The organism is Vibrio clamense, assembly GCF_050337905.1.
Taxonomy (GTDB): Bacteria; Pseudomonadota; Gammaproteobacteria; order Enterobacterales; family Vibrionaceae; genus Vibrio; species Vibrio cortegadensis.
Genome location: NZ_JAKJTJ010000019.1, coordinates 451904 through 472791 on the forward strand (window position 1 = coordinate 451904; position 20888 = coordinate 472791).

General features: G+C 41.0%; 19 protein-coding genes and 1 other RNA gene. 6 read left to right on the top strand and 14 right to left on the bottom strand.

The genetic code is table 11. The annotated features are described in order from the left end of the window. The first annotated feature begins 244 nt into the window (after positions 1–244). Entirely contained in the window at positions 245–454 is a 210-nt protein-coding gene (gene cspE, locus L4C39_RS04970; protein WP_017052680.1) for a transcription antiterminator/RNA stability regulator CspE, read from the top strand. 192 nt (positions 455–646) lie between these two features. Here the strand turns inward: cspE and L4C39_RS04975 are convergent, their stop codons facing one another. Then, positions 647–1018, bottom strand: a complete 372-nt coding sequence (locus L4C39_RS04975) for a hypothetical protein (protein WP_429744794.1) — start codon at positions 1016–1018, stop codon at positions 647–649. Positions 1019–1066: 48 nt separating this feature from the next. After that, positions 1067–1381 (bottom strand): monooxygenase, encoded by a 315-nt coding sequence (locus L4C39_RS04980; protein ID WP_113797569.1) that lies wholly within the window; start codon positions 1379–1381, stop codon positions 1067–1069. Positions 1382–1534: 153 nt separating this feature from the next. On the opposite strand from L4C39_RS04980, the gene L4C39_RS04985 reads away from it, so the two are divergent. Further along, positions 1535–2419 carry a LysR family transcriptional regulator gene (locus L4C39_RS04985; RefSeq protein WP_429744796.1) on the top strand — a complete coding sequence of 295 codons (885 nt, stop codon included), beginning with the start codon at positions 1535–1537 and terminating at the stop codon, positions 2417–2419. A gap of 62 nt (positions 2420–2481) precedes the next feature. Here the strand turns inward: L4C39_RS04985 and L4C39_RS04990 are convergent, their stop codons facing one another. The 5 genes from L4C39_RS04990 to L4C39_RS05010 form a co-directional block, all read right to left on the bottom strand. Next, a complete protein-coding gene (locus L4C39_RS04990; protein ID WP_017052685.1) occupies positions 2482–3384 on the bottom strand; it encodes a LysR family transcriptional regulator in 903 nt (300 codons plus the stop codon). Between the two features lie 256 nt (positions 3385–3640). Further along, entirely contained in the window at positions 3641–4402 is a 762-nt protein-coding gene (locus tag L4C39_RS04995; protein WP_017052686.1) for a LutC/YkgG family protein, read from the bottom strand. 11 nt (positions 4403–4413) lie between these two features. Further along, the gene (locus L4C39_RS05000) at positions 4414–5829 is read right to left on the bottom strand and encodes a LutB/LldF family L-lactate oxidation iron-sulfur protein (protein WP_113797573.1); all 1416 of its coding nucleotides are present in this window, start codon (positions 5827–5829) and stop codon (positions 4414–4416) included. Between the two features lie 12 nt (positions 5830–5841). Continuing rightward, complete coding sequence (locus L4C39_RS05005; RefSeq protein WP_017052688.1) at positions 5842–6561, bottom strand: (Fe-S)-binding protein; 720 nt, start codon at positions 6559–6561, stop codon at positions 5842–5844. Between the two features lie 187 nt (positions 6562–6748). Continuing rightward, a complete protein-coding gene (locus L4C39_RS05010) occupies positions 6749–8332 on the bottom strand; it encodes an L-lactate permease (RefSeq protein ID WP_429744799.1) in 1584 nt (527 codons plus the stop codon). Between the two features lie 661 nt (positions 8333–8993). On the opposite strand from L4C39_RS05010, the gene L4C39_RS05015 reads away from it, so the two are divergent. Continuing rightward, positions 8994–9335: an ArsR/SmtB family transcription factor gene (locus tag L4C39_RS05015; protein WP_017052690.1), complete on the top strand. Its 342-nt coding sequence runs from the start codon at positions 8994–8996 to the stop codon at positions 9333–9335. Here the strand turns inward: L4C39_RS05015 and L4C39_RS05020 are convergent. The 3 genes from L4C39_RS05020 to L4C39_RS05030 form a co-directional block, all read right to left on the bottom strand. Further along, positions 9325–10473, bottom strand: coding sequence for a winged helix-turn-helix domain-containing protein (locus tag L4C39_RS05020; protein WP_429744838.1), 1149 nt, complete (start codon positions 10471–10473; stop codon positions 9325–9327). The two genes, L4C39_RS05015 and L4C39_RS05020, sit on opposite strands and share 11 nt — an antisense overlap. Positions 10474–10538: 65 nt before the next feature. Beyond that, complete coding sequence (locus L4C39_RS05025; RefSeq protein WP_429744802.1) at positions 10539–11795, bottom strand: Y-family DNA polymerase; 1257 nt, start codon at positions 11793–11795, stop codon at positions 10539–10541. Then, positions 11795–12202: a S24 family peptidase gene (locus L4C39_RS05030; protein ID WP_017052693.1), complete on the bottom strand. Its 408-nt coding sequence runs from the start codon at positions 12200–12202 to the stop codon at positions 11795–11797. Before L4C39_RS05030 ends, L4C39_RS05025 begins: the two co-directional genes overlap by 1 nt. Positions 12203–12605: 403 nt before the next feature. On the opposite strand from L4C39_RS05030, the gene L4C39_RS05035 reads away from it, so the two are divergent. Together L4C39_RS05035 and L4C39_RS05040 are read left to right on the top strand one after the other, a co-directional pair. Next, positions 12606–14909 carry a PGAP1-like alpha/beta domain-containing protein gene (locus L4C39_RS05035; RefSeq protein WP_429744804.1) on the top strand — a complete coding sequence of 768 codons (2304 nt, stop codon included), beginning with the start codon at positions 12606–12608 and terminating at the stop codon, positions 14907–14909. Then, a complete protein-coding gene (locus L4C39_RS05040; RefSeq protein ID WP_113797583.1) occupies positions 14909–15949 on the top strand; it encodes a HEAT repeat domain-containing protein in 1041 nt (346 codons plus the stop codon). The genes L4C39_RS05035 and L4C39_RS05040 overlap by 1 nt, the downstream gene beginning before the upstream one ends. Positions 15950–16573: 624 nt before the next feature. Here L4C39_RS05040 and ffs read toward each other — a convergent pair. The 3 genes from ffs to L4C39_RS05055 all read right to left on the bottom strand — a co-directional run bounded on the left by ffs (position 16574) and on the right by L4C39_RS05055 (position 19883). Further along, an RNA gene (gene ffs / locus L4C39_RS05045) (signal recognition particle sRNA small type) lies at positions 16574–16670 on the bottom strand. A gap of 146 nt (positions 16671–16816) precedes the next feature. Further along, complete coding sequence (locus tag L4C39_RS05050; RefSeq protein WP_429744806.1) at positions 16817–18883, bottom strand: diguanylate cyclase domain-containing protein; 2067 nt, start codon at positions 18881–18883, stop codon at positions 16817–16819. A gap of 244 nt (positions 18884–19127) precedes the next feature. Beyond that, positions 19128–19883, bottom strand: a complete 756-nt coding sequence (locus L4C39_RS05055) for a VP0952 family biofilm-associated protein (RefSeq protein WP_017052696.1) — start codon at positions 19881–19883, stop codon at positions 19128–19130. A gap of 49 nt (positions 19884–19932) precedes the next feature. Between L4C39_RS05055 and L4C39_RS05060 the strand changes: the two genes are divergently transcribed. Further along, complete coding sequence (locus tag L4C39_RS05060) at positions 19933–20235, top strand: MGMT family protein (protein WP_113797634.1); 303 nt, start codon at positions 19933–19935, stop codon at positions 20233–20235. Between the two features lie 56 nt (positions 20236–20291). Here L4C39_RS05060 and L4C39_RS05065 read toward each other — a convergent pair whose 3' ends face one another. After that, entirely contained in the window at positions 20292–20723 is a 432-nt protein-coding gene (locus L4C39_RS05065) for a YbaY family lipoprotein (RefSeq protein ID WP_017052698.1), read from the bottom strand. Positions 20724–20888: the final 165 nt, after the last annotated feature.

Sequence of the window (20888 nt, forward strand, 5' to 3'; positions counted from 1 at the left end):
TGCGTATCTTTTGAAAAAACTTACCAAAAAGCTTTACACGGTTCGAAAACTCTATATGATAGCGCTCACTCTGTAGTTCAGAGTTATTAATGAAACAAGTAAGTAAAGAAAGACCTAGATTCATTTGCGTAACCGTTTGTGTTTTAAGAGTTTCCCTTGGCTTCATCGTAACATCGATAATTCGAATCTCAGCAAATCGCATTGGCGATTTTTTTCCTCAACGAATTTATATAAGGGACATAATATGTCTAAAACAACTGGTAGCGTAAAATGGTTCAACGAAACTAAAGGTTTCGGTTTCCTAACTCAAGACAACGGCGGCGCTGACGTATTCGTACACTTCCGTGCAATCGCTTCTGAAGGTTTCAAAACTCTTGCTGAAGGCCAAAAAGTGTCTTTTGAAGTAGAGCAAGGCCCTAAAGGTCTTCAAGCAGCAAACGTTGTTGCTGAGTAATTCTTACTTTAAGTAAAGAATTTCAAAAGGTCGCTCATTGAGCGGCCTTTTTTGTATCTGTCATATTTAACTTTTTTGTATCTGTCATATTTAAAAGCAAAAACAGTTCTCTTTGTATATGACACATACAAAAAGAGGGTGAGAGTATCATCTACTCTCACCCTCTTTTGCATTCTAGGTGCCTACTCTTCATTACTGCTTTTTAAATTGGAGATAGCTAAATAGCGATAACAGACTAAAAAATGCTGGATCACTCCAACCAAAACCGGTGAAAATGCCGATAATGCCAGCGTACAAAGTAATCGCAACGCCTAACAGGTTGAGAATAGTCAGAGCAAGAAACAGATTCCTCGCCAATTTTCCGACTTCAATATCTCGCAGCAAGAGACTGATTGCACCAATCCCACCCAGAAATATCGACGTATGTTGGGAAAGAAAATAGGCGTATTGATCATTAATTTCCAAGCCATACATTGGCCACATTACGCTAGGGACCACGAACAGTGCGATTGCAAATACAGTATAGATAGCACCGTGCACTGTTAAAAACATTTTATTATTCATCTGTTACTCCTCTTCCTCACATCAACCTTTTTATCTCAACCAGCACATTTATGAACGCGCGCTAATTGGGCCTTTATTGATCAAGGAAAGCGTTTCGTTTACGTCGAAAATTTTACCAACGATATTGGTGATACCCATTTCGCCTAAACGAGCACTGTGCATTTCCAAATAATTTTTTGCGCTTGCTTCATCTTCAAACAGGTAGATACCGCCGCCTAATTGTAGCACTTCACTTTCAGTCCAGATTTTCCAAATCATTCCTGGTTCATGGTTGATGGATTCAGCAAGCCCTACTAGCATTGTCGCCATCTCTTCACCAAATGGGCCTGAGTAATCAAAATCAACTTGTAGTAATTTATTCATCATGTGTCTCCAAATTTAATATCAATACTGAACAAAACCGCCCAATCAGAATATTTTTCATCCGTTGATTGACTCGGTGTGCAATAATAATACCTGTATAAATTAAACATTAAAGTTCATAAAACCGTACGTTACTGTGGAAAAATTAGACCAATGAGATTAAAAACGACCTTAGATCAGTGGCTAACCTTATATGAGATTGACCGTGCTGGAAGTATTCAAGCTGCGGCGGCACAACTCAGCAAAAGCCACACCACCCTGATTTATGCATTACGTAAACTTGAGGATCAGCTTGGGGTATCCCTCGTTCAAATCGTAGGACGAAAAGCCGTGCTCACGGATAGTGGAAAGTCTTTATTACGTCGGGCTGGTTCAATGCTTGAGCAAGCACGAGAGCTAGAAGAGATCAGCACTCAATTGGCTCAGGGCATTGAATCGGAGATCACCATTGCGATTGATCACCTATGCGATCGGCAATGGCTTTATGAACCGCTCTCGCGCTACCTTGAACAAAATAGCAGTACTTCTATTCAAGTCGTCGAAACATCGCTATCCAAAACAACAGAGATGGTGGTGACTCAACAAGCCGATATTGCGATCATTACTCTGCCTATCACCAACTATTCATCTGAAGCTTTTGGAATCGCGACCATGCTGCCGGTAATAGAAAAACATCACCCGTTAGCCCAAAAGGAGCTGCTTAACTTAAATGATTTCACAACCACGTGCCAAATTGTTGTAAGGGATTTAGGGGAAGATACTGCGCAAGATGTTGGATGGTTAAAAGCACGCCAGAGAATTACCGTAGACAATTTCGATCACGCTTGGCAAGCCGTACAACAAGGCGTAGGGTTTTGTCGCCTGCCTGAGCATGTGATTAAATCCAAAAACGATGACAGTGTTGTCATTCTCAATGTAGAAAATGCACAACGCTACCAAGTCCCTTTACACCTCACCCTCCCTAAAGGTGCAAAGACAGGTCCTGCGGCTCAATCTTTATTTAAAGCGTTAATCGATAGTGTGGCTTTTAGGGTTTAATCACTTGGCTATAGTTGATGATTGATGATTGATGATTCACTGTATTTGTCATTACTTATCGATTAAAAGCACTCTTGTATATCGATATAGCGCTGACGAATGTGTTCAATGAGCGCCTGAATACGTTTAGCTGGTTTTTTTGTATAAGGGTATACCGCATAAATACCGACCACTTTATTGCTGTATGGTTTTAATATTTCAACCAACTTTCCTTGCTGAATATCGTCATACACCAAACAGGTTGGAAGGTACGCCACCCCATTATTGGCAAGGGCGCACTGCCTTAATGCCGCAGAGTTATCAGACGAGAAATTTCCCGTCACTTTTAATGTGTATACATCGCTATTGTTTTTGAACTGCCAATCAAATGTTCCGCTGCTTTCATGAGTGTAACCAATACAGTTATGATGGCGTAAATCTTTGGGTGTTTCAGGGATGCCATGCTCTTGTAAATATTCAGGAGACGCACAGATTATCCAATGTGAATTAAAAATGTAGCGGGCAATCAAGCTGGAATCTTCCAAGTACCCCGTTCGAATGACGAGATCATAATTATCCGCCACCAAATCGACAAAATTATTGTCCATCGACATATCAACAGTTAGCCCAGGATGCTCCTGACAAAAGTCTGAAATTGCTTTCGCCAGCAGTAACTCACCCGATATCGTAGGAACAGACATCCGAATGTGACCAGATAAGTTTTCGTTATACCCAGTTATCGCATCAAAAGCCGCTTTCGCTGCTGAGTTAATGTCTTTCGCTCGATAATAGAGAACCTCTCCCGCCTCTGTTAATGTAAGTTTTCTTGTAGTGCGATACAAAAGTTGAGTACCTAAATCTGCCTCTAATTTACTCACCCGCTTACTTACCATTGATTTTGTAATGTTGTTCGCTTCAGCAACCTTGCTAAATGAACCAAATTCAACAACTTGAGTAAACAAAACAAGGTCATCTATCTGTGGCATTTACGTATCTCTAGCTTTTGTAATGATAAATTGAGTATATACATTTCTCTCATTTTAAACGACGCATGACCCTCATAAGATTTACTCTGACTTCACGAAAAGTTACGAAATGTTTGTCTCAGCAAATAAAAAGGGCACATTCACTTCTCTCTTTCTAGTGAATGTGCCCACTTACCCTGCTCCCGAAAGGTAAATTCTTACTCATCGAATGGATCGATCATCTTACAAATAAGCAATCATGAGCCAGACCATTCGATTACATGTCATCAATTACGATATAAGTGGCGTAAATTGGCCCATGCACCCCAACCACTTTAATCAGTTCAATATCTGCCGTTGAGCTTGGTCCAGAGATAAAATTAACGCATGACGGTAAGCGTTCGCCACGCTTGGCTTTTTCGTGCAACACATCGGTCGCTTGAGTTAGCCGCGCCACCAGCGTACTTTTCGGTACAACAAAAACCGAGGCTTCAGGTAACAAGCTTATCGCACGGCCTTGCGCTGGATGGCTGTACAACACCATCGTTCCAGACTCAGCAAGCGCTTGTTCAGCAAATACCACCCCCACTTTCGCGCGTTCAGCAATCAAAATGTTGGCATCATAGCCTGCGCTTTGGTCCCAAACATGAACATGGTGCCGATCGGTCGCCAGCGCTTGAGGTGAAATCAACGCTAATAAACGCTCAGATGCAGAAAAAAGTGTGTCGCCTTCGACTGGTTCACCTTGATCATCTTCGCAGTACGACAAACAGACCTCTTTTAGAGTCGCTTCTAGTTGCGATGCCGTTGTTACGATGGCTTTTGCACCAAGAGCCGTTTGAGTGTAATGCAGTAATTCTGTTTTCAGCTCATCTTGACTTAACGTTGCCATCACTTCTTTGTGACAAGTATGTTTTAACTCTGGACGTTCGACCTGCTCTAATGGCTTATCCCGACCAAGTTTGCTCGCAATATTGCTTAAAAACGACTCTCGATTATGGAGGCGTTGTTCTCTATCTACTGTTTTATCACATGACATAACCACCGCTCCTACTTCTTATTTCTTGTTTCAAACCAGCTTCGGAATGATTGTCCATCCGGCTCTGGTAGATCACGGGTTTGTGCCCACTTACCAATAGCACCAACGTTCAGCGGCATTTTCCCGTTTTTGATAATTTTACCGGCCACCGAGGCTCCAATTTTCACCCCGGTATTCCACAACATCGGGGTAGCATTTAGTATGTTGAATCCACGAACTACCGCTCGTTCACTTAATGGTGTGATGCCCTGCTCCGCCATTTTTTCACGGTGCTTCATCAGCAGATCGGAAAGCGGAATTTTTACCGGACACACGTCATGACAGGCTTTACACAAGCTACATGCGTAAGGAAGATCTTTGAAATCATCGTATCCACCCAGCAGAGGAGACAACACCGCTCCAATTGGGCCTGAATAGATCGAACCATAAGATTGACCACCAATATGGCGATAGGCAGGGCACGTATTCACACACGCCGCACATCGAACGCAGCGTAGAATATCTTTAAACTCAGAACCTAAAATATCCGAGCGACCGTTATCAACAATCACCAGATGAAACTCTTCTGGCCCATCGCACTGCTCATCTTCTCTTGGCCCTGTAAGTGCAGTCACATACCCCGTCAAAGGGATACCAACGGCACTGCGACACAGTAAGCTAATGACTATATCTAACTCTTCAAATGTTGGAACAATTCGCTCCATGCCCATCACGGCAATATGGGTTTTCGGCAAACTTGTGGCTAAACGTGCATTACCTTCATTGGTCACCAAGGCGACAGTGCCTGACTCTGCGACCGCAAAGTTACAACCCGTAATGCCAATATCCGCTTCTAAGAAATCGTGACGAATATGGTCGCGAACAAAGCGCGTCATCTCTTCAGGATCATTACTGCCTTGATAATTCAATTTATCTTTGAAAATATCTTTAATTTGAGTTCTGTTTTTATGCAGCGCTGGCACCACGATGTGCGAGGGTGGATCGCAATCATCCACTTGCAAAATATATTCGCCTAAATCCGTCTCGATCACTTCGCAGTTATTACGTTCGATCATCTGATTCAAGCCGATCTCTTCAGTCACCATCGATTTTGATTTCACGACTTTTTGAGCGTTTTTATCTTTGATGATCTGTTCAATGTAATCCGTCGCTTCTTGCGCTGTCTTCGCAAAATGAACATGCCCACCATTATCGAGCACTTTCTCGCTGAGTTGATGCAAATAGTAATCTAAATTTTCGAGCACATGATTACGGACGTCCATCCCCATCTCACGCCATTGATCCCAATTACCAAGTTTATCTGCGGCAATTTGGCGATTAGTAAACATACGTTCTTGCGCATTCGCGACCGACTTACGCATGAAGTCATCTTTCATCTGTACGTCAATTCGTTGCTTGAACTTAACGTCACTGGTTTTCATAGACATGGTTCTTAACTCCTATCGGCTTAACAGAACATCGACAATGTGCATTACTTTAATTGGCTGCCCTTCACGAGTCATACGGCCACCAATATTGATCAAGCAACTAATGTCCGCCCCGATAAGATATTCAGGCTCTACGGCACTAATATGCTGGACTTTCTCTTTTACCATTTCACCTGAAATTTCAGACATCTTGACCGAAAATGTTCCGCCAAATCCACAGCATGTCTCTTGGTTTTTAATTGGGACCATCTCCAAGCCTTCCACATTTGCCAAAAGCTTAAGTGGCTCCTCCCTTACCCCTAATTTACGGATAAGGCTGCATGATGGATGATAGACACCACGCCCTTTCAAGCGAGCACCAACGTTCGTCACACCAAGGTGGTTAACAATAAATTGCGTTAATTCAAAAAAACGGTCCGCTACTTTTTGCGCTCTTTCTGCCCACTCAGGCTCATCAGCCAAGTACTCAGGGTATTTTTTTATCGATGCCGCGCAAGAGCCCGCTGGAGTCACAATTGGATAGTCGTTACTTTCAAATGCCGTAATTAGGTTTTTCATTCCCGGCTTGCTCTGATCAATGTAACCACTATTGATAGAAGGTTGACCACAGCAGCTCTGTTGCTTTGGAAAAATGATTTCACAGCCAAGATCTTCAAGTAAAAGGACTGTTTTTTTCGCGACATCTGCTTTTACCGTGTCACAAAGACAAGTAACAAAAAAGTTAACCTTCATAGTATTGCTCCAGTTAAAAGATCCATTTTCTTAATAGATTTTTTCTTTAATAAATTATTGCTTTAATAAGTGATTGCTTTAATAAATTGTTTCTTTAGCAAATTGTTTCTTTAACAAATATAGAAGTAAGCTCACCCTCGCGCTCTGTTTCCAAAGCCCCTACTACAGGTGGGTGAGCCAAATTGGTTTAGATTGCTAAGCTCACCACGGCCACGATTACGCCGTATAAAATCATAGGAACGACGGTACGCTTGATGATGTAACCTTCTTTATTGGAAATACCCAAGATGGTTGATACCGCAATAATATTATTAATGCAGACCATGTTACCCATTGAGCCACCGACGGATTGCAGCGCTAAAATCAGGTGTTCCGATAAGCCCACGTTTTGCGCAATACTCTGTTGAATGCCCCCGAAAGTCAGGTTAGATACCGTTGCAGACCCAGAGAAGAAAGCCCCTAAAGCACCAAGATATGAAGCAAAGAATTGCCAGTTTGTGCCCATAAGATCAGAGAACGCACGACCTGTTGTCATAATCGGAGAGTTTTCGCCCCCCATCATCATGAACTTAACCATAATTAATGCCCCGATAAGCGCAATGAACGGCACTTTGATGCGACTACCTGTTTCTGAAAAAACTTGTTTCATCTGTGATTTCGACATGCCAAAGATGACAGCTGAAATCATCACCACAAGAAAGAATGGGATTAGAGCAGGAACATACAGCGTTTTATATGCCCAACTGGTGTCGGTTCCGAGAATATGGGCAAACTTAATGATCAACGCATGGCTTACACTGAACTCGCCAAACCAACCTAGGTTGAAATGCAGCATTGGTGTGGCATCCACCAGCAAGGCTTTGATTCCTAGCTGCTGAATTCGAGTCACAATCAAGATAGCAATCAGCAATAATGTCGGGCTCATGGCTTTAATAACTTGAGCAAATGGAATCTTTTTGGCAGGCGCTTCATCACTCGCGTCCTGCTTTTCCATCCCTATATTGAATCGAGCAAGCAAAATTGAGATAGATAGACCAATGGCTCCACCGACTAATGCTGGGAATTCATAGTTCCACTGAGCGAACAGCAAATATGGCACTGTGCATGAAAAAATACTCAATTGGACAAAGATAAAGTTCCTAGCAATCGCACGCCAATCGACGACAAAGCTCAGAGCTATCACAGGAATAACGGTCGCAGCCACGGTATGTAGAAACGCAGAATATTGACCAATAGTCAGCAGTGATGCTTCATCTAAATTCAGGCCACCGAAACCAAACCATGTCGGAGTTCCTACCGCACCAAACGAAACCGGAACCGAGTTCATGATAAGTGCTAGCATTGCCACTCTTAGTGGAGGAAAACCTAAACCGACAAGGATAGGCGCCGCAATGGCCGCAGGTGTTCCAAAACCGGATGCCCCTTCGATCATGAAGGCAAATGCCCAGCCAATAATCATCAGTTGCGCGATTTGGTTACGGCTGATGCTCTCTAGCCAGTGGCGAATAACGGTCTCCGCCCCTGACAGTGCAATCGTTCTGTTTAGTAAAATAGCCCCTGCGATAATTGAGATTGGAGTGATAGCCGAAAGGCTACCAGCAATGATGTTCGCGCTAAGGTCCGTCAGGTTTGCGCCAAAGTAAAACAGTTGAAATATTCCGACCAGTAATGCAGTGATAGGCAGTGCAAAATGGGATGGTAATGCATTTTTCTTGGTCATCATCCAAATTAAAAGGACAATCGGTATTGTAGAGATAATCAAATTTAACATGATATTGTTCACTAATAGTTATTGTTTTTTTGCTGTTAGTAATATTTTTATTACCAAGAATTCATTTCAATAATCACTCTTGTGAAATATATTCTAGACATTTAAAACCGTCTGACCACCTCTAAATACTCATAACAATTAACAAAGCAGTATCATTTGTGACATTAAACCACTCAAAACATACGGGAAATACAACAATGTAAATAAAAACAGTTAGTTAGTGATTTTTATAACTTTATCGAAAAGATAATTAAGCTTATTTTGGAAACAAAGAAAGTCACTTTAAAGCCCAATAGTATCCAATAGGCAACCAGATAAACACGAATGAGAATGAATTCTTACATCAAACAAGACAAAAATGACTAGAATTATATTTAAATGTTAATGGGATCTTAATATCTGTATATTTTCATTTTAATAAATAAAATAAAAACGTAGTGAATATAATATTCAAGAAAAAAGTGCCGTATTTCATTATTTTTGATAGCGACTCTATTTATAACAACAATGCCTTACTTCGCATTTCTTCGGCTGATACAAACCTCAATATCAAATTAATCTTAAACACGACATCGCCTAATCAATCTAACCAATACTTGATCGTTCAGCGCTTGATAGGTATATTCAATCGCAATTCGACGATAAACTTTGAGTCACAATAATGGGTATGAGCTGCATAGAAGCAACCGCTCAAGCTTTCTCTGTTACAGAGCAAGATCTTGAACAAGAAAAACATTTTGCTGTGTTATCGAAAGCACTTTCTCATCCTGCTCGCGTAAGGATCCTAAAAATTCTCTTAAATTTAGATAACTTAGGGGGCTGTTTAAACAGTGATCTCGTTTCTGAATTAGGGTTGGCACAATCTACAGTTTCGGAACATCTACGCATTCTGAAGCAGGCCGAGTTTATATCTGCAAAACCTTTCCCACCTAGAATGTGCTATCGCATTAACCGCAAGAAGATTGAAGAGTTCTCCGCTCTCTTTTCTACGATCATGAAGTAGTTCGATGGAATTTGAACGCTTTGCACCCATTGAAGTGAGCAAAATTAGTGAGCTCTAGGGATAGCTTTGAGAGGAATTGATCTTTTTTCTGGATGCTAGGCTCAATAGATAAGTGCAAAACATTCAACACTGATAATTTTTTGTCTTTCTTACAGTCCATCCGGGCGACAAGTTTACCATCCCAGAGAATTGGCAAACTAAAATAGCCATATTGACGCTTTGGCTCAGGAACATAGCACTCTAAAAGATAATCAAATTCGAATAGCGCTTTCATTCGTTTACGCTGAATGAGCAGATTATCAAATGGTGAAAGGATTTTAACTTGGCTACGATTAAGAGGTTGATTAAGCAGTTCAAGCGATTCTGAAGTCGTATAATAGCGCTGCTTTCCAACATCAACGGCAATAATGTCACCACTGCTTGCCATCTCTTTCATGGTTGCATTAAGGAGCGGCTTAATATTTTTAAGAAGATATGTCATCTCGKATGCCGTCCCAAGCCCATTCGCRGCAATGTACGACAAAATCAAAAAGCGTGCGTACTCCTCTTTACTTGGCACACTGGTATCTACCTCCGTCGGTAGCACTCTTTCTGTCAGGTCATAGACTTTATGAAAATTTCTCCGCTCTGGCACCATGAGTTCACCTTGCATGAACAAGTTTTCTAATGCTCGTTTCGCTGGCTTACTTCCCCACCCGTCGCTGCTTTTATCTGCACCGTCAAAGTCTTTCGCCATCAACGGCCCTTCATCCGCAATTCGTTGTCGCACTGAATCCATTAACTGATAGTCACATTTATACCAATGACTCAGCTCTCCGGAGGCAAATGCTTGCTTTCTCAATAGACTAAAACGATATTGACTCATCGGTAAGTAAGCGGCAGCGTGAGACCAATATTCAAACACTTTCTTGTCGGATAATAGCTGATCTAAATGTGCAGGTTGGTATCTCGGGCTACGATTCCAAAGTGTGTGATGATGGGCTCTTTGCACCACAGAGATAGTATCAATCTGAATATAGCCCAAGTGCTCTATCGCGGATAACGTCGCCTCTAATCCGCTGACTTTCTGCTTTCTTGGGGGGATTTTCTGAGCGTGTAAAACCAGCTTCCTAGCTTGATCAAGTGATAAAGATTCAATCATTCGGATTCCATCCATTATTTATAACAACGCGTCTCACGTATTCTGCCAGAATACCATCATGGCTAGCACCTAACTTTTGGTAAGTCTCGCCATTTTGTGGTGTATTGCGGCGTCAGCATTTCACGGCGCATTCCCCACTTCTGATCAATACCTTGAGCACCTAAAAACAGAGTATCGCTCCCATACTTTTGGTTTAAATTATCAAACACTGCCATTAGCGGATCATTATTTGGGTTAGGGTTAAACAGATCTTTCTGCTCATGACGGCCATCCACTAGCTCAATCAACCCAACCCCCAACTTGTAATATTTGACTCCCATAGAGTAGAGCTTTATCACCAGTTGGCTTGCCGCATGGGTAATTTGAGTCACATCAGACGTCGCATATGGAAAGCGATGAATCGCACGAAAACTGGCGGGTTTATTATCAAAGGGAGAGCTTGCCGCAAAACAGAGCATCACTTTACATAGTGATCCCTGCTTACGGGCTTTTTGGGAAGCAATGGCGGCATGTTTACTCAGTGCTTGCTGCAAAGATTCAAGATCCACAATACGTTCACCCACGCTTCTTGTAGAGTAAATCTGTTTTTTGTCTGCCCTTCCACTATCCCACCCTTTGCACTGTTGCCCGTTTAGCTCTCTCACGGTTCGTTCAACGTCAATGTTGAAATCTTTTCTGGCTAAACCCACCGGAAACTTGGCTAAATCGAGGGCTGTATGAATATTAACGAGTTTCAGTTTCTGGGTTAACTTACGCCCTATTCCCCATACATCACCGACATCAAGTTGAGCAAGCACCGCTTTTCGTTCCTGTTCATTATCAAGAACACAAACACCATGATAACCCTCAATTTTTTTAGCGGCATGGTTAGCGATTTTGGCTAAGGTGAGTGTGGTGCCCATCCCGACACTCACCGCTAATCGACACTCTTTCCAAACCGATCTTCTGAGCTGTAAACCATGCGTTCTTAAACAAGGGATAGCAAGGTGACTTCGTTCGAAAGAGAGAAATGATTCATCGATAGAGTAGATGTGTTGATCTGGGGCAAAACGGCCGACTACCTCCATCATTTTACTAGAGAGATCGGCATATAATTCATAGTTAGAAGAGAGAGCAATCACGCCTTTCTGCTCACACATCTCTCTGACTTTAAAATAGGGAGCAAACTTGGGGATACCCGCCTCTTTCGCTTGTCGATTTGCCGCAACAATACAACCATCATTATTGGATAAAACGATAATCGGCTTTCCACGCCAATCCGGACGAAACACCTGTTCTGCACTGCAATAAAATGAATTTGCATCAACAAGCGCAAACACTATCTTTCCCTCAATAAATAACTTGGCCTGTGGCAGCGTATAGAGCGAACGACTACGCCTTCAATGCTAAAAGTATCGTAATCATTAATAGGCACTGGCTGTATTTTTTCTTTTGCTGATACAAGTAACCTTCTACTGGTATCAAGCAGCTTACACACGAATTCACCATTCAAATTGGCGACAATCACGTCTTGATCAACGGCCGTGACAAACCTATCGACAATCAATAGATCTCCATCAAAAATACCGACACCTTCCATCGAATCACCACACGCTTTGCCTATAAAGGTCGCGCTTGGATGATCCACTAATAGTTCATCTAAATCACAAGCCAGTTGGGTGTATTCCGAAGCCGGGCTTTCAAAACCAGTAATGCCTGCACTCGCAGAAATAGGGATAACATTCATAAAATATCACTGTTTATTTATACAGTTATATTTTGAACCTTAACGAGAGAAATTACAAGAATGTGTAGAGGTATATTGTTAGTAATGAGATTGGTAAACCTAGGATAAAGGCAAGTGTCGCTCTGTCGAGAAGAGAACAAAATCTGGGGCATAATGGCGGTGGGAAAGCCATCCAATAGCGCTAAGCTTTTGAATCAAAAACAAAATAACATACACCAATCATAAACAATGTAATTAATAAATACCAAAACGCAACAGAATAATAAGAAACCAATTGCAATGAATATTAAGAATACGTAGCATGCTCACATTTATAACTCCCTACTTAATTAACAAATAATGCCAATGATCTTCATGATTTGTTTTTTTAGATGGTAGGCTATGCAGAACTTGTGGAGTCAGGATGACTGCTAAAACCAATCTTCATTTTATTTCTATTTTATTTCTTTTAATCATTTTAAGCGGTTGTGGCGGTGGAGGATCCAGTTCAGGGGAGAATTTAACGCCTACTGAACCTGAGACGAAATCATATTCAGTGACCGTTATTAACGGATATTTAAGATCTGCTACAGTTTGGCTCGATATTAACCATGATGGAATTCAAAATAAAAATGAGCCAACTGCTGTTACCGGAAAGCATGGTAAAGCAGAATTAAGCTTATCTAAAAGCTTAGACCCTAATAAGTATAACGTTATTGCTTACGCCAAAACTAACCACACTTTTGATGAAAGTTTAAATCAATATGTAGAAAGCGATTTCTATTTATCTTCAATTAAAGGTGGGAACGTAATTACGCCATTCTCCACACTCGTTTACTTTAAAAACAAACAAATAGGAGAGAAAAGCGGGTTATCATTTATTAGCTCTAGTTTAAATATACCAGAAGATAACCTGCTGCAAGATTATATTGCTAATCATAGCACTCAGCAATCTATTCTTGCTTCTGATTTTGTTCGATTACAGATATTACCAAATTCTGAATCTGATTTTGTCCAACTAATCGCAGACCCTCAAACTATTTTTGACAATATAGATCAATATTTAGCCATCATGTTGAACAGTAGTAACTCAATAGTGATTCGAGATAGCCAAGGTCATTTGTCACCTGATACTGACATTGATGGCATAGCGGATACGGATGACAATGATATAGATGGCGATAACATCAACAATGATCAAGATACGTTTCCTTTAAACCCTAAAGAATGGGAAGACCTCGATAGCGATGGCATCGGAAATAATAGTGATAATGATATTGATGGTGACGGCATTAGCAATAGTGACGATGATAGCCCTTATATCGCCGATTTTAATACTATTAAAAACCCTGGAGTCTTAAGTATTGATAATTTAATTGAAAGTGAAGTACAACACGGTCAATGGCAATACTTTACCGTAGAGGCTCAAGCAGAAAAAATGCTGACAATCTCTTTATCAAAGCTGTCAGGAGATATTGATCTTTACGTTGGCTCGGAGTCGTTTCCTTCTAAATATGACTACCAATGTCGTTCTAACTTAAGTGGTCGCGAAGCTGAAAAATGCTTGCTGCGTACGAACAAAAATCAAATATATTATATTGCAATATTGGCCAGACAAGGTTCTAATTTCAAGCTATCAGCAACAACTAGCGATATTGTCTATAAAAAAACAGTGCTACTGTTACATGGTCTAGCCTCGAATACTAAGACTTGGGATGCTATTGTAAACGATGACAGTTTTTTCAATAATAAATGCCAAACGCTCAATCTGAGTACTACCCCACTCACAGCGACTGATGTAAACAATGATGGTATCAGTTGTTTTAATTTGGAGTTTGGATCATATGATCGTTCTTCGCCATTTTCGGCTATAGGATTAGATAATAAAGCATGCGATAACGCTTCTGGTTGTAATGGTGATTACACCACCTTTAACGGTTTAGGTCTTGAAGTTGAATCCGCTATAGGCCGTATTATAGAGCATTTAGGCCCAGAGACCGATATCCTCTTATTTGGTCATAGCCGTGGTGGTTTAGCTGCTCGTTCATACCTTCAAAATCAAGATACTAAATATAAATCTCAAGTTAAAGGCCTCGCAACAACCGGAACACCACACCAAGGCTCCCCGCTCGGCCGTTTTTATCAATATATGCAAGATAATTGCGTTCCTAAAAGCACCTACCGCCAAGATAACAGTAAGTGCGAAGATAATTGGGAGGTGGTTGAAATGCTTAATGGTACACGAACATATTTCGGTTTGCCGATTGCGCAAAAATATAGAATGGACATGCAAGCACCAAGCATCGATTTCCTATCGCCTGACTCATCATCGATTCAAGATTTGAATGATGATATAAGTCAACTAGCTAATATAACCCTAGGTCAGCTAACGTATCAAGGTACTCAATTTGGCATATTAAGCCGGGATGCGGGGCTCGCAGACTTTTATGATTTATATGCATACCGTTCGTTATTTTCAGGAGACCACCCGCACCCTGACACCTTGAACTACGTACAAGCAGGACAAACAAGAGCTTCACTTATTGGGGATGGTATTGTTCCTGTTGATAGTCAAAGACTGAGTTTGCTGGTTAATGAACAAGGGATATCTATGGCAAGCCAATACACCCATCAATCAAACACATTACATACTGAAGAGACTTCACAGGTTTCCGACATACACCAACTATTTCAAGACTTGTACCCAGATTTAGGATGGAAGAACTGATGAAGCATATAACAATAGCTATTTTCTCAATTGTATTATTGGGGGTTTTAGGTTGGTTTAATATATCAGCAAAAGAACCCAAAGAACTGATTAAAAAAATAAATTCTCTACCGAATAAACAGGAAGCTAGTGAGAACTTAACCACTCATTCTACTAACCGTCCTGATGGCCTTATTCAGAATAATTTAATAAAAGAAGATGCATCACCTTCTCATTTAACACTGAACCAAGAACAAGCGTTACAATCTATCGAAATGCTTCTAGCCAATATTTCTAATGGTCAACGTGTTGATTTAGCGACAGAGCGGAAAGTTTTAGCCTATCTAAAAGAGAATAACGATGAATACGTTTATCAGTTAATCGCTAATTATATAAACAAAGCAGTTCCGGGTGACCCCAATGACGACCGAATGGTCAAATACTGTTTGAGTTTACTTGCTGTTATTGATTCCTTTAGTGCTAGTGAGCTATTTTTCAGTTTAATTTTAGAAGACAATTGGCAAGAGTTTGATGACATTTATTCGGTGCGTCAATCTATATCCAAGCTAACTATGAACGTTGATTATACGGAGTTAATTCAACAGAGCTTCACTCAAGCGGATGAATTTAATCCATTTATTTCAGATTTGGCATCTGCTATTGGACGTAACGCACAAACTGAACAAGTGGATTATTTATTAGAGTATGTAGATAGCCCAATTGAAAATAAAAGCCGTGCAGCAAATAATGCAATGAATCAGATTAAAACCGAAGCTTTAGTGCCAAGTATTACCCCGTACCTTTATGACGAATCTACGGATAGCGTTAAAACTGCGGCCCTAAACTCATTAGCACATATGGGACAGTATGAAGCTGCTTCAGCTCTAATATCATGGAGTTCCCAACAACCACTAGATGCAGCCGATAAAATTGAACATTTATTTACCATTGCTCTTTCTCGAAGCCCATCAACAAAAAGAGCGATAGAGAAAGAAATAAACACTCAAAATTTCTCCAATGAAGAGTTAAAGACATTGATAATTAATCTATCTATAAAATAGAGTGGTATTGCCCTTATATTACTTGATATGAGGGCTTTATGCTTCAAGAGGAAGTAATGACTCACATCCATCACATAAACTGTATCCACACCGAACTTTTTGTCATTAGTAAACACTCCGTTCACGTATAATATTTTAACTTTATCTGCGCTTTCCTCACCGGAAGCTGCATTACTTGCTATTGCACGCTCAATTATGCCCAAATATAAGTCGACAGGGTTAACGAGAGCAGGGAGGGAGGCTTGCTTGTCGATATCACCGTTTGTAGGTAGTATCCATACCGCTGTTTCCAAGACTTATTTGCTCCGTATTACTTACTTCTGGCAACCAGCTGCGAGATTTCGAGGGTAAATGACTAGCCCAATCCCCCTCCATTGACGTGAGAGGTAGAGAATCACAAACTTGATGTTTTAATCCATTGTCGAATTATAGAATACCGACGGTCACTGTGATCACAAAGCGTCTCGATAACTGCAAAGATACTAAATATTACGGGTGAGAGTGTACGTGTTGGGGGTGTTGTTGACGATCATGTACAAGGATATTAAAACGTCTACTCTGTTATTTTACAAAGCATCAGATAGCAAAAAGCCGCTCATAAAGAGCGGCTTTTCTAATGGGTGGAAGCCCCAGCCACATCCCGGCACACACGTCGCCTGCTGCGGCTGCTTCCTTCCGGATCTGACCGAGTTCACAAGTTAGTGTTGCGGGAGGACCAGGGCCTCCATAGATTCTTTTTCTTAAACGAGCGTCTCGTCAAAGAGTGAGAGGATTATCAAGCATCCCTGACACTAATGCAAGCCCCACAAGGTACGAAAGCCAACTTTTTAGTTCAAGTGCGCAATAAAACATCGCTTAGTATAATCACTATACATTCGAAGCCATTCCGCCCTCATCGTTCACCACAATTCTAGGGTTAACAAACATAAATTCAGTACCTTCGCTATTTTTAGCATCATACATTGAGCGGTCTGTTTTCCTCAGCGCTTCTCTTAAACTGCATTCGCCTTCTCTAGGCAAGTAGATCCCCATAGAAACTTTTACTGCAAATTCAATCTGTTCTTTTGGCCGTTGAAAGTTAAAACTACCTAAGCGATTGAGCAATTCGGATAGCTTATGTTCGGGAACTTCTCCAACCAAAATAAATTCATCGCCACCAATTCGGAAACAACGTCCTTGCCACTCTCTTTTAATCAGCTGAGCGTACTCTTGAAGGATAAGATCCCCGACATGGTGGCCATAAGTATCATTAATCTGCTTAAACTTATTAATGTCTAAATACACCAATGTTTGAGATGGCTTTAATCCTCTTCGGTAGCGATGGCGTAAACTGCGCCGATTTCCAAGTTTGGTTAAGCTATCTGTATTCGATTGGGTGTGTAAATAAATCGCCACCAAAAACATAAAGCAAAGTAGGACGATAAAAACACTTTGCGTTCGACTAGCCAGTTTCTGCTCCGCTTCATGAGTACTTCGCCAATCTGGAGCCTGATCATAGAATCTATTCAGTCTATCAGTATCAATAACCTGTAACGCTCTTGAGAAGAAAAACGCTAATTTCTCACCTCTATCCGTTTTTGGGAAACCGAGAGCAACATCGGAACGGAAGAGTTTGTCGATTGAGTGATCTCTTGTGATCGGAAGCAAACTTTTTTCTTTCAATAAAGCGCTTAACGTAGCGTTATTAAGCGCAATATAGTCAACCTCGGCATCAAGTAATGCATCCACTAATTCTCCATCGTTGCGATAGCGAAACAGATATTTTTGAGGTAAAAGTTGAGTCAATAATTCATCGAAAAAATCACCTTTTATGACTCCAATGTTTTCGGTAATCAGCTCTGATGCGTTTCGGTAAACATCTGGTTTGTAACCTATACGCTTGACTAGCAGGGATTCTGCTGTGTAGTGCGGAGTACTAAAATTAACTAAAGCTTTACGTGGTTCAGAGATATTCAGTGGAGCAAGCACATCAATTCGATTCATCAGTAAATCTTGGTACATGCTTTCCCATGTCTCTTCTGCAGAGCTGGCCAGCTGGCATTGAAACCCTAAAATATCGCATGCTTGGAAAATTGCGTCCGCACTGTTGCCTTTCACTGAACCATCAGGTTGGTATATAGCAAAAGGAGTCATATTTTCTAGTTTAACAAGTAAAGGTTTACGAAGATCTAATCCACTATTGAAGACTTCGCGCCTTAGTGCCTGTTGGCGTAAATCGAACTGATACTGCTCAACCTTCTCTCTTAAACGTTTCTGTATTTTCTCTGAGTGTAGGTAATCGACAAAATAGGAAAGCTCGGATGCATGAGTGCCTTTCATCGAAACGATAGACACAGGCTTAATCGAGATCTTATCGTTCAACATTTTTGCATCGAACCCACGACTCAGCATTGGCTCCAATTGATTTATCGCATCCACAACCCCCGCCACCGAATGGTTATTCAGCAACGCCAACGCTTGATGGGTGCCGTCATACTCAATCAACTCTATTTGTGGGTAGTTAACCTGAATCAGATCGCCATAAATTGTATTTTTAGGCACTCCAAGCTTTGAAATGTCGGCCAACTCTGTATCTAGCCGACTATAAAGAAAAGTATATTCTATATTGGTAGGGCGGGAAAAATCGAAACGTAGCGAACGAGATTTTGTGTGAGTAATATTCGCGGCGAAGTCACTCTCCCCCACTTCTACCGCTCGTAAAATTGAATCAAAGCTTGGGTAATCGACATATTGAATAGAGAGTTCAAACTCTTCAGCGAGGGCGTCAAACAGAATACGTGTGACAATATCATCCGCTTCGGTTGCCACGGAGTAATGCATTTTGCTTTGTGGAACACTTTCGCTAGCCGTAGCATGAAATACACCACTAAAGCCGATGGAGACCCAAACGACGAACCATAAGATTGGTCGCAGATTTCGAAATATATTCGCCACTAAACATACCCTAAAGATAGTTTTGATGACACCACACTGAATACTCATATGGTATCTTATGCACTTAACCATATATTGAAGATATGTATACGTCTAGACTATTTAATCTCTACTGTTTCCAATCTCTCAATAAATCCAGTTTCTAGGTAATTAAAGCTTTCTAAGTAATTAGAACTTTATGGCTCAAGCTTTAATTACTTCTTTTTCTAGACCCGTACCCTGCCAAAATCAAGGCGTGACGAGATCAAAGCTCGCTAGGCTCTTCATCTGAACGAATAATATAATCGGTCATCCAAGCGGTTCCTAGTAAGCATAACCAGACAACAAATACCGGATTAGGGACATCCACATTCGGGGAGATAATTAATGCAGCAAAACCGACCGTCGGTAGCGTCCAGCAAAGAAGTTGGTTCCACTTGAATTTTGTTGATTTTGTCAGCATTTCCATTGAGGCAATGATCCCCACAATACAGAGGGAAACCAATGCGGCATGAGATAAACCCGCCGCCCACAACGGAATAATTAACCCCAAAGACCACCAGCTGTGCCGACTGACAATTTTTCGGTTTTCACTTTTCCAATAATTCGCTACCCACCATATGGCAACAACGACGAGTGTTTGGATGATCGTAACCCACGGTGTTCCGTCCAGCTTGCCTGCATTTTGTGTCACCATGATCCCGACTTGAAGAGTCAACACCACCAAACTTGCCGTCAGTAATATTCCCAACGAACTTCGCTTCGAAAATGCCACCATTAATAGAGGGAACAGGACCCAAACACTGACAGAAAGTGTAATTGACTGCATTGGAAGTGTGAGCCCGTAAATCGTCATCGCGGCGAGAAATACTAACCCTGCGACTCCACCTTGAGGTAAAACCCATAAAGCAGGGATAATTAAAGCGATAACAGGAATGTCTCCAGCGCTTAAGCTAATGGCAAGCGCACAAACAATCGCTAATATTGTTGTGATCAAGAACTGAATTGTTGAAAATACCATAGCTCCTCCTTCTACCAATCCGTGGCAACTTGAACTAGGAATTTTTATTATGGATCATTTTTTACCGCAAGTCTTTGCTGTAATTCACCAAATTCCCTTTGGGAAAGTCACCACTTATGGAGAAGTGGCCCGTTTTGCTGGTTTCCCTGGCTATGCTCGGCATGTAGGTAAAGCACTCGGGAATCTTCCTGAAGGCAGTAAATTACCTTGGTTTAGGGTCATAAACAGTAAAGGAGAAATCTCATTGAAGGGTGAAGCGTTTGAACGGCAAAAAAGCCAATTGCAAGCGGAAGGAATTGAGGTGAGCTCGATAGGAAAAATAAAGCTAAGATTATACAAATGGCAGCCTTGATTGGCTGCCATTGATGAAAATGAATCGATTAATGTCGAACAAATTGCGTTCTAACTTTAGTTACGAATACCTTTAAGCATTAAAGCGACGTGTTGTGTTTGGTTATTATCAGTGATTACAGGGGTAACCGTATCGGTAATAAAACGTAACTTACCGTCCACTTCAATTTTTGCACGAACATTGTAAGTATGATTACTTTGAATTTTTCTGCTGTCATAATCGAGCTGGAAATCTAAAGGAATTTGCTTGCTGTTTGTTTCAAAGCGATGTTTCGCTATCACTTTAGCAGGCGCATCAGCTAATGAAATATCTTCTAAAATAACGGTCACTAACGCACCCGGTTGTAATGCAATACGCTCACGATATGCCACACTACCAGTAATCGTTTGTACGGCACTGGTTTCTAACTCAGGTTGTGGCGAAGTCTGACAGCCAAATAATGCGCCACCGAAGATAACAGATATAACAAGTAAAAGTGCCTTTTTCATGAATACTCTCTTAACGTATTGAATTCAGGATATATATTGTAATGAGCGTAATTATAGATAGGCTTTGTCACTATGTCTTGAATGTTTGTAACTTATTGACAGAACTTTGACTGAACCATTAATTCACAAATTTTAAGCTCTTTGAAAGCTTCTATTAAGGTATAT

Coding starts and splice junctions, on each gene's coding strand:
- L4C39_RS05060 (WP_113797634.1), top strand. CDS start 19,933: ATGGATCATTTTTTACCGCAAGTCTTTGCTGTAATTCACCAAATTCCC.
- L4C39_RS05000 (WP_113797573.1), bottom strand. CDS start 5,829: ATGTCTATGAAAACCAGTGACGTTAAGTTCAAGCAACGAATTGACGTA.
- cspE (WP_017052680.1), top strand. CDS start 245: ATGTCTAAAACAACTGGTAGCGTAAAATGGTTCAACGAAACTAAAGGT.
- L4C39_RS04975 (WP_429744794.1), bottom strand. CDS start 1,018: ATGAATAATAAAATGTTTTTAACAGTGCACGGTGCTATCTATACTGTA.
- L4C39_RS05005 (WP_017052688.1), bottom strand. CDS start 6,561: ATGAAGGTTAACTTTTTTGTTACTTGTCTTTGTGACACGGTAAAAGCA.
- L4C39_RS05065 (WP_017052698.1), bottom strand. CDS start 20,723: ATGAAAAAGGCACTTTTACTTGTTATATCTGTTATCTTCGGTGGCGCA.
- L4C39_RS05040 (WP_113797583.1), top strand. CDS start 14,909: ATGAAGCATATAACAATAGCTATTTTCTCAATTGTATTATTGGGGGTT.
- L4C39_RS05055 (WP_017052696.1), bottom strand. CDS start 19,883: ATGGTATTTTCAACAATTCAGTTCTTGATCACAACAATATTAGCGATT.
- L4C39_RS05035 (WP_429744804.1), top strand. CDS start 12,606: ATGACTGCTAAAACCAATCTTCATTTTATTTCTATTTTATTTCTTTTA.
- L4C39_RS04980 (WP_113797569.1), bottom strand. CDS start 1,381: ATGAATAAATTACTACAAGTTGATTTTGATTACTCAGGCCCATTTGGT.
- L4C39_RS04985 (WP_429744796.1), top strand. CDS start 1,535: ATGAGATTAAAAACGACCTTAGATCAGTGGCTAACCTTATATGAGATT.
- L4C39_RS05015 (WP_017052690.1), top strand. CDS start 8,994: ATGGGTATGAGCTGCATAGAAGCAACCGCTCAAGCTTTCTCTGTTACA.
- L4C39_RS05010 (WP_429744799.1), bottom strand. CDS start 8,332: ATGTTAAATTTGATTATCTCTACAATACCGATTGTCCTTTTAATTTGG.
- L4C39_RS04990 (WP_017052685.1), bottom strand. CDS start 3,384: ATGCCACAGATAGATGACCTTGTTTTGTTTACTCAAGTTGTTGAATTT.
- L4C39_RS05030 (WP_017052693.1), bottom strand. CDS start 12,202: ATGAATGTTATCCCTATTTCTGCGAGTGCAGGCATTACTGGTTTTGAA.
- L4C39_RS04995 (WP_017052686.1), bottom strand. CDS start 4,402: ATGTCATGTGATAAAACAGTAGATAGAGAACAACGCCTCCATAATCGA.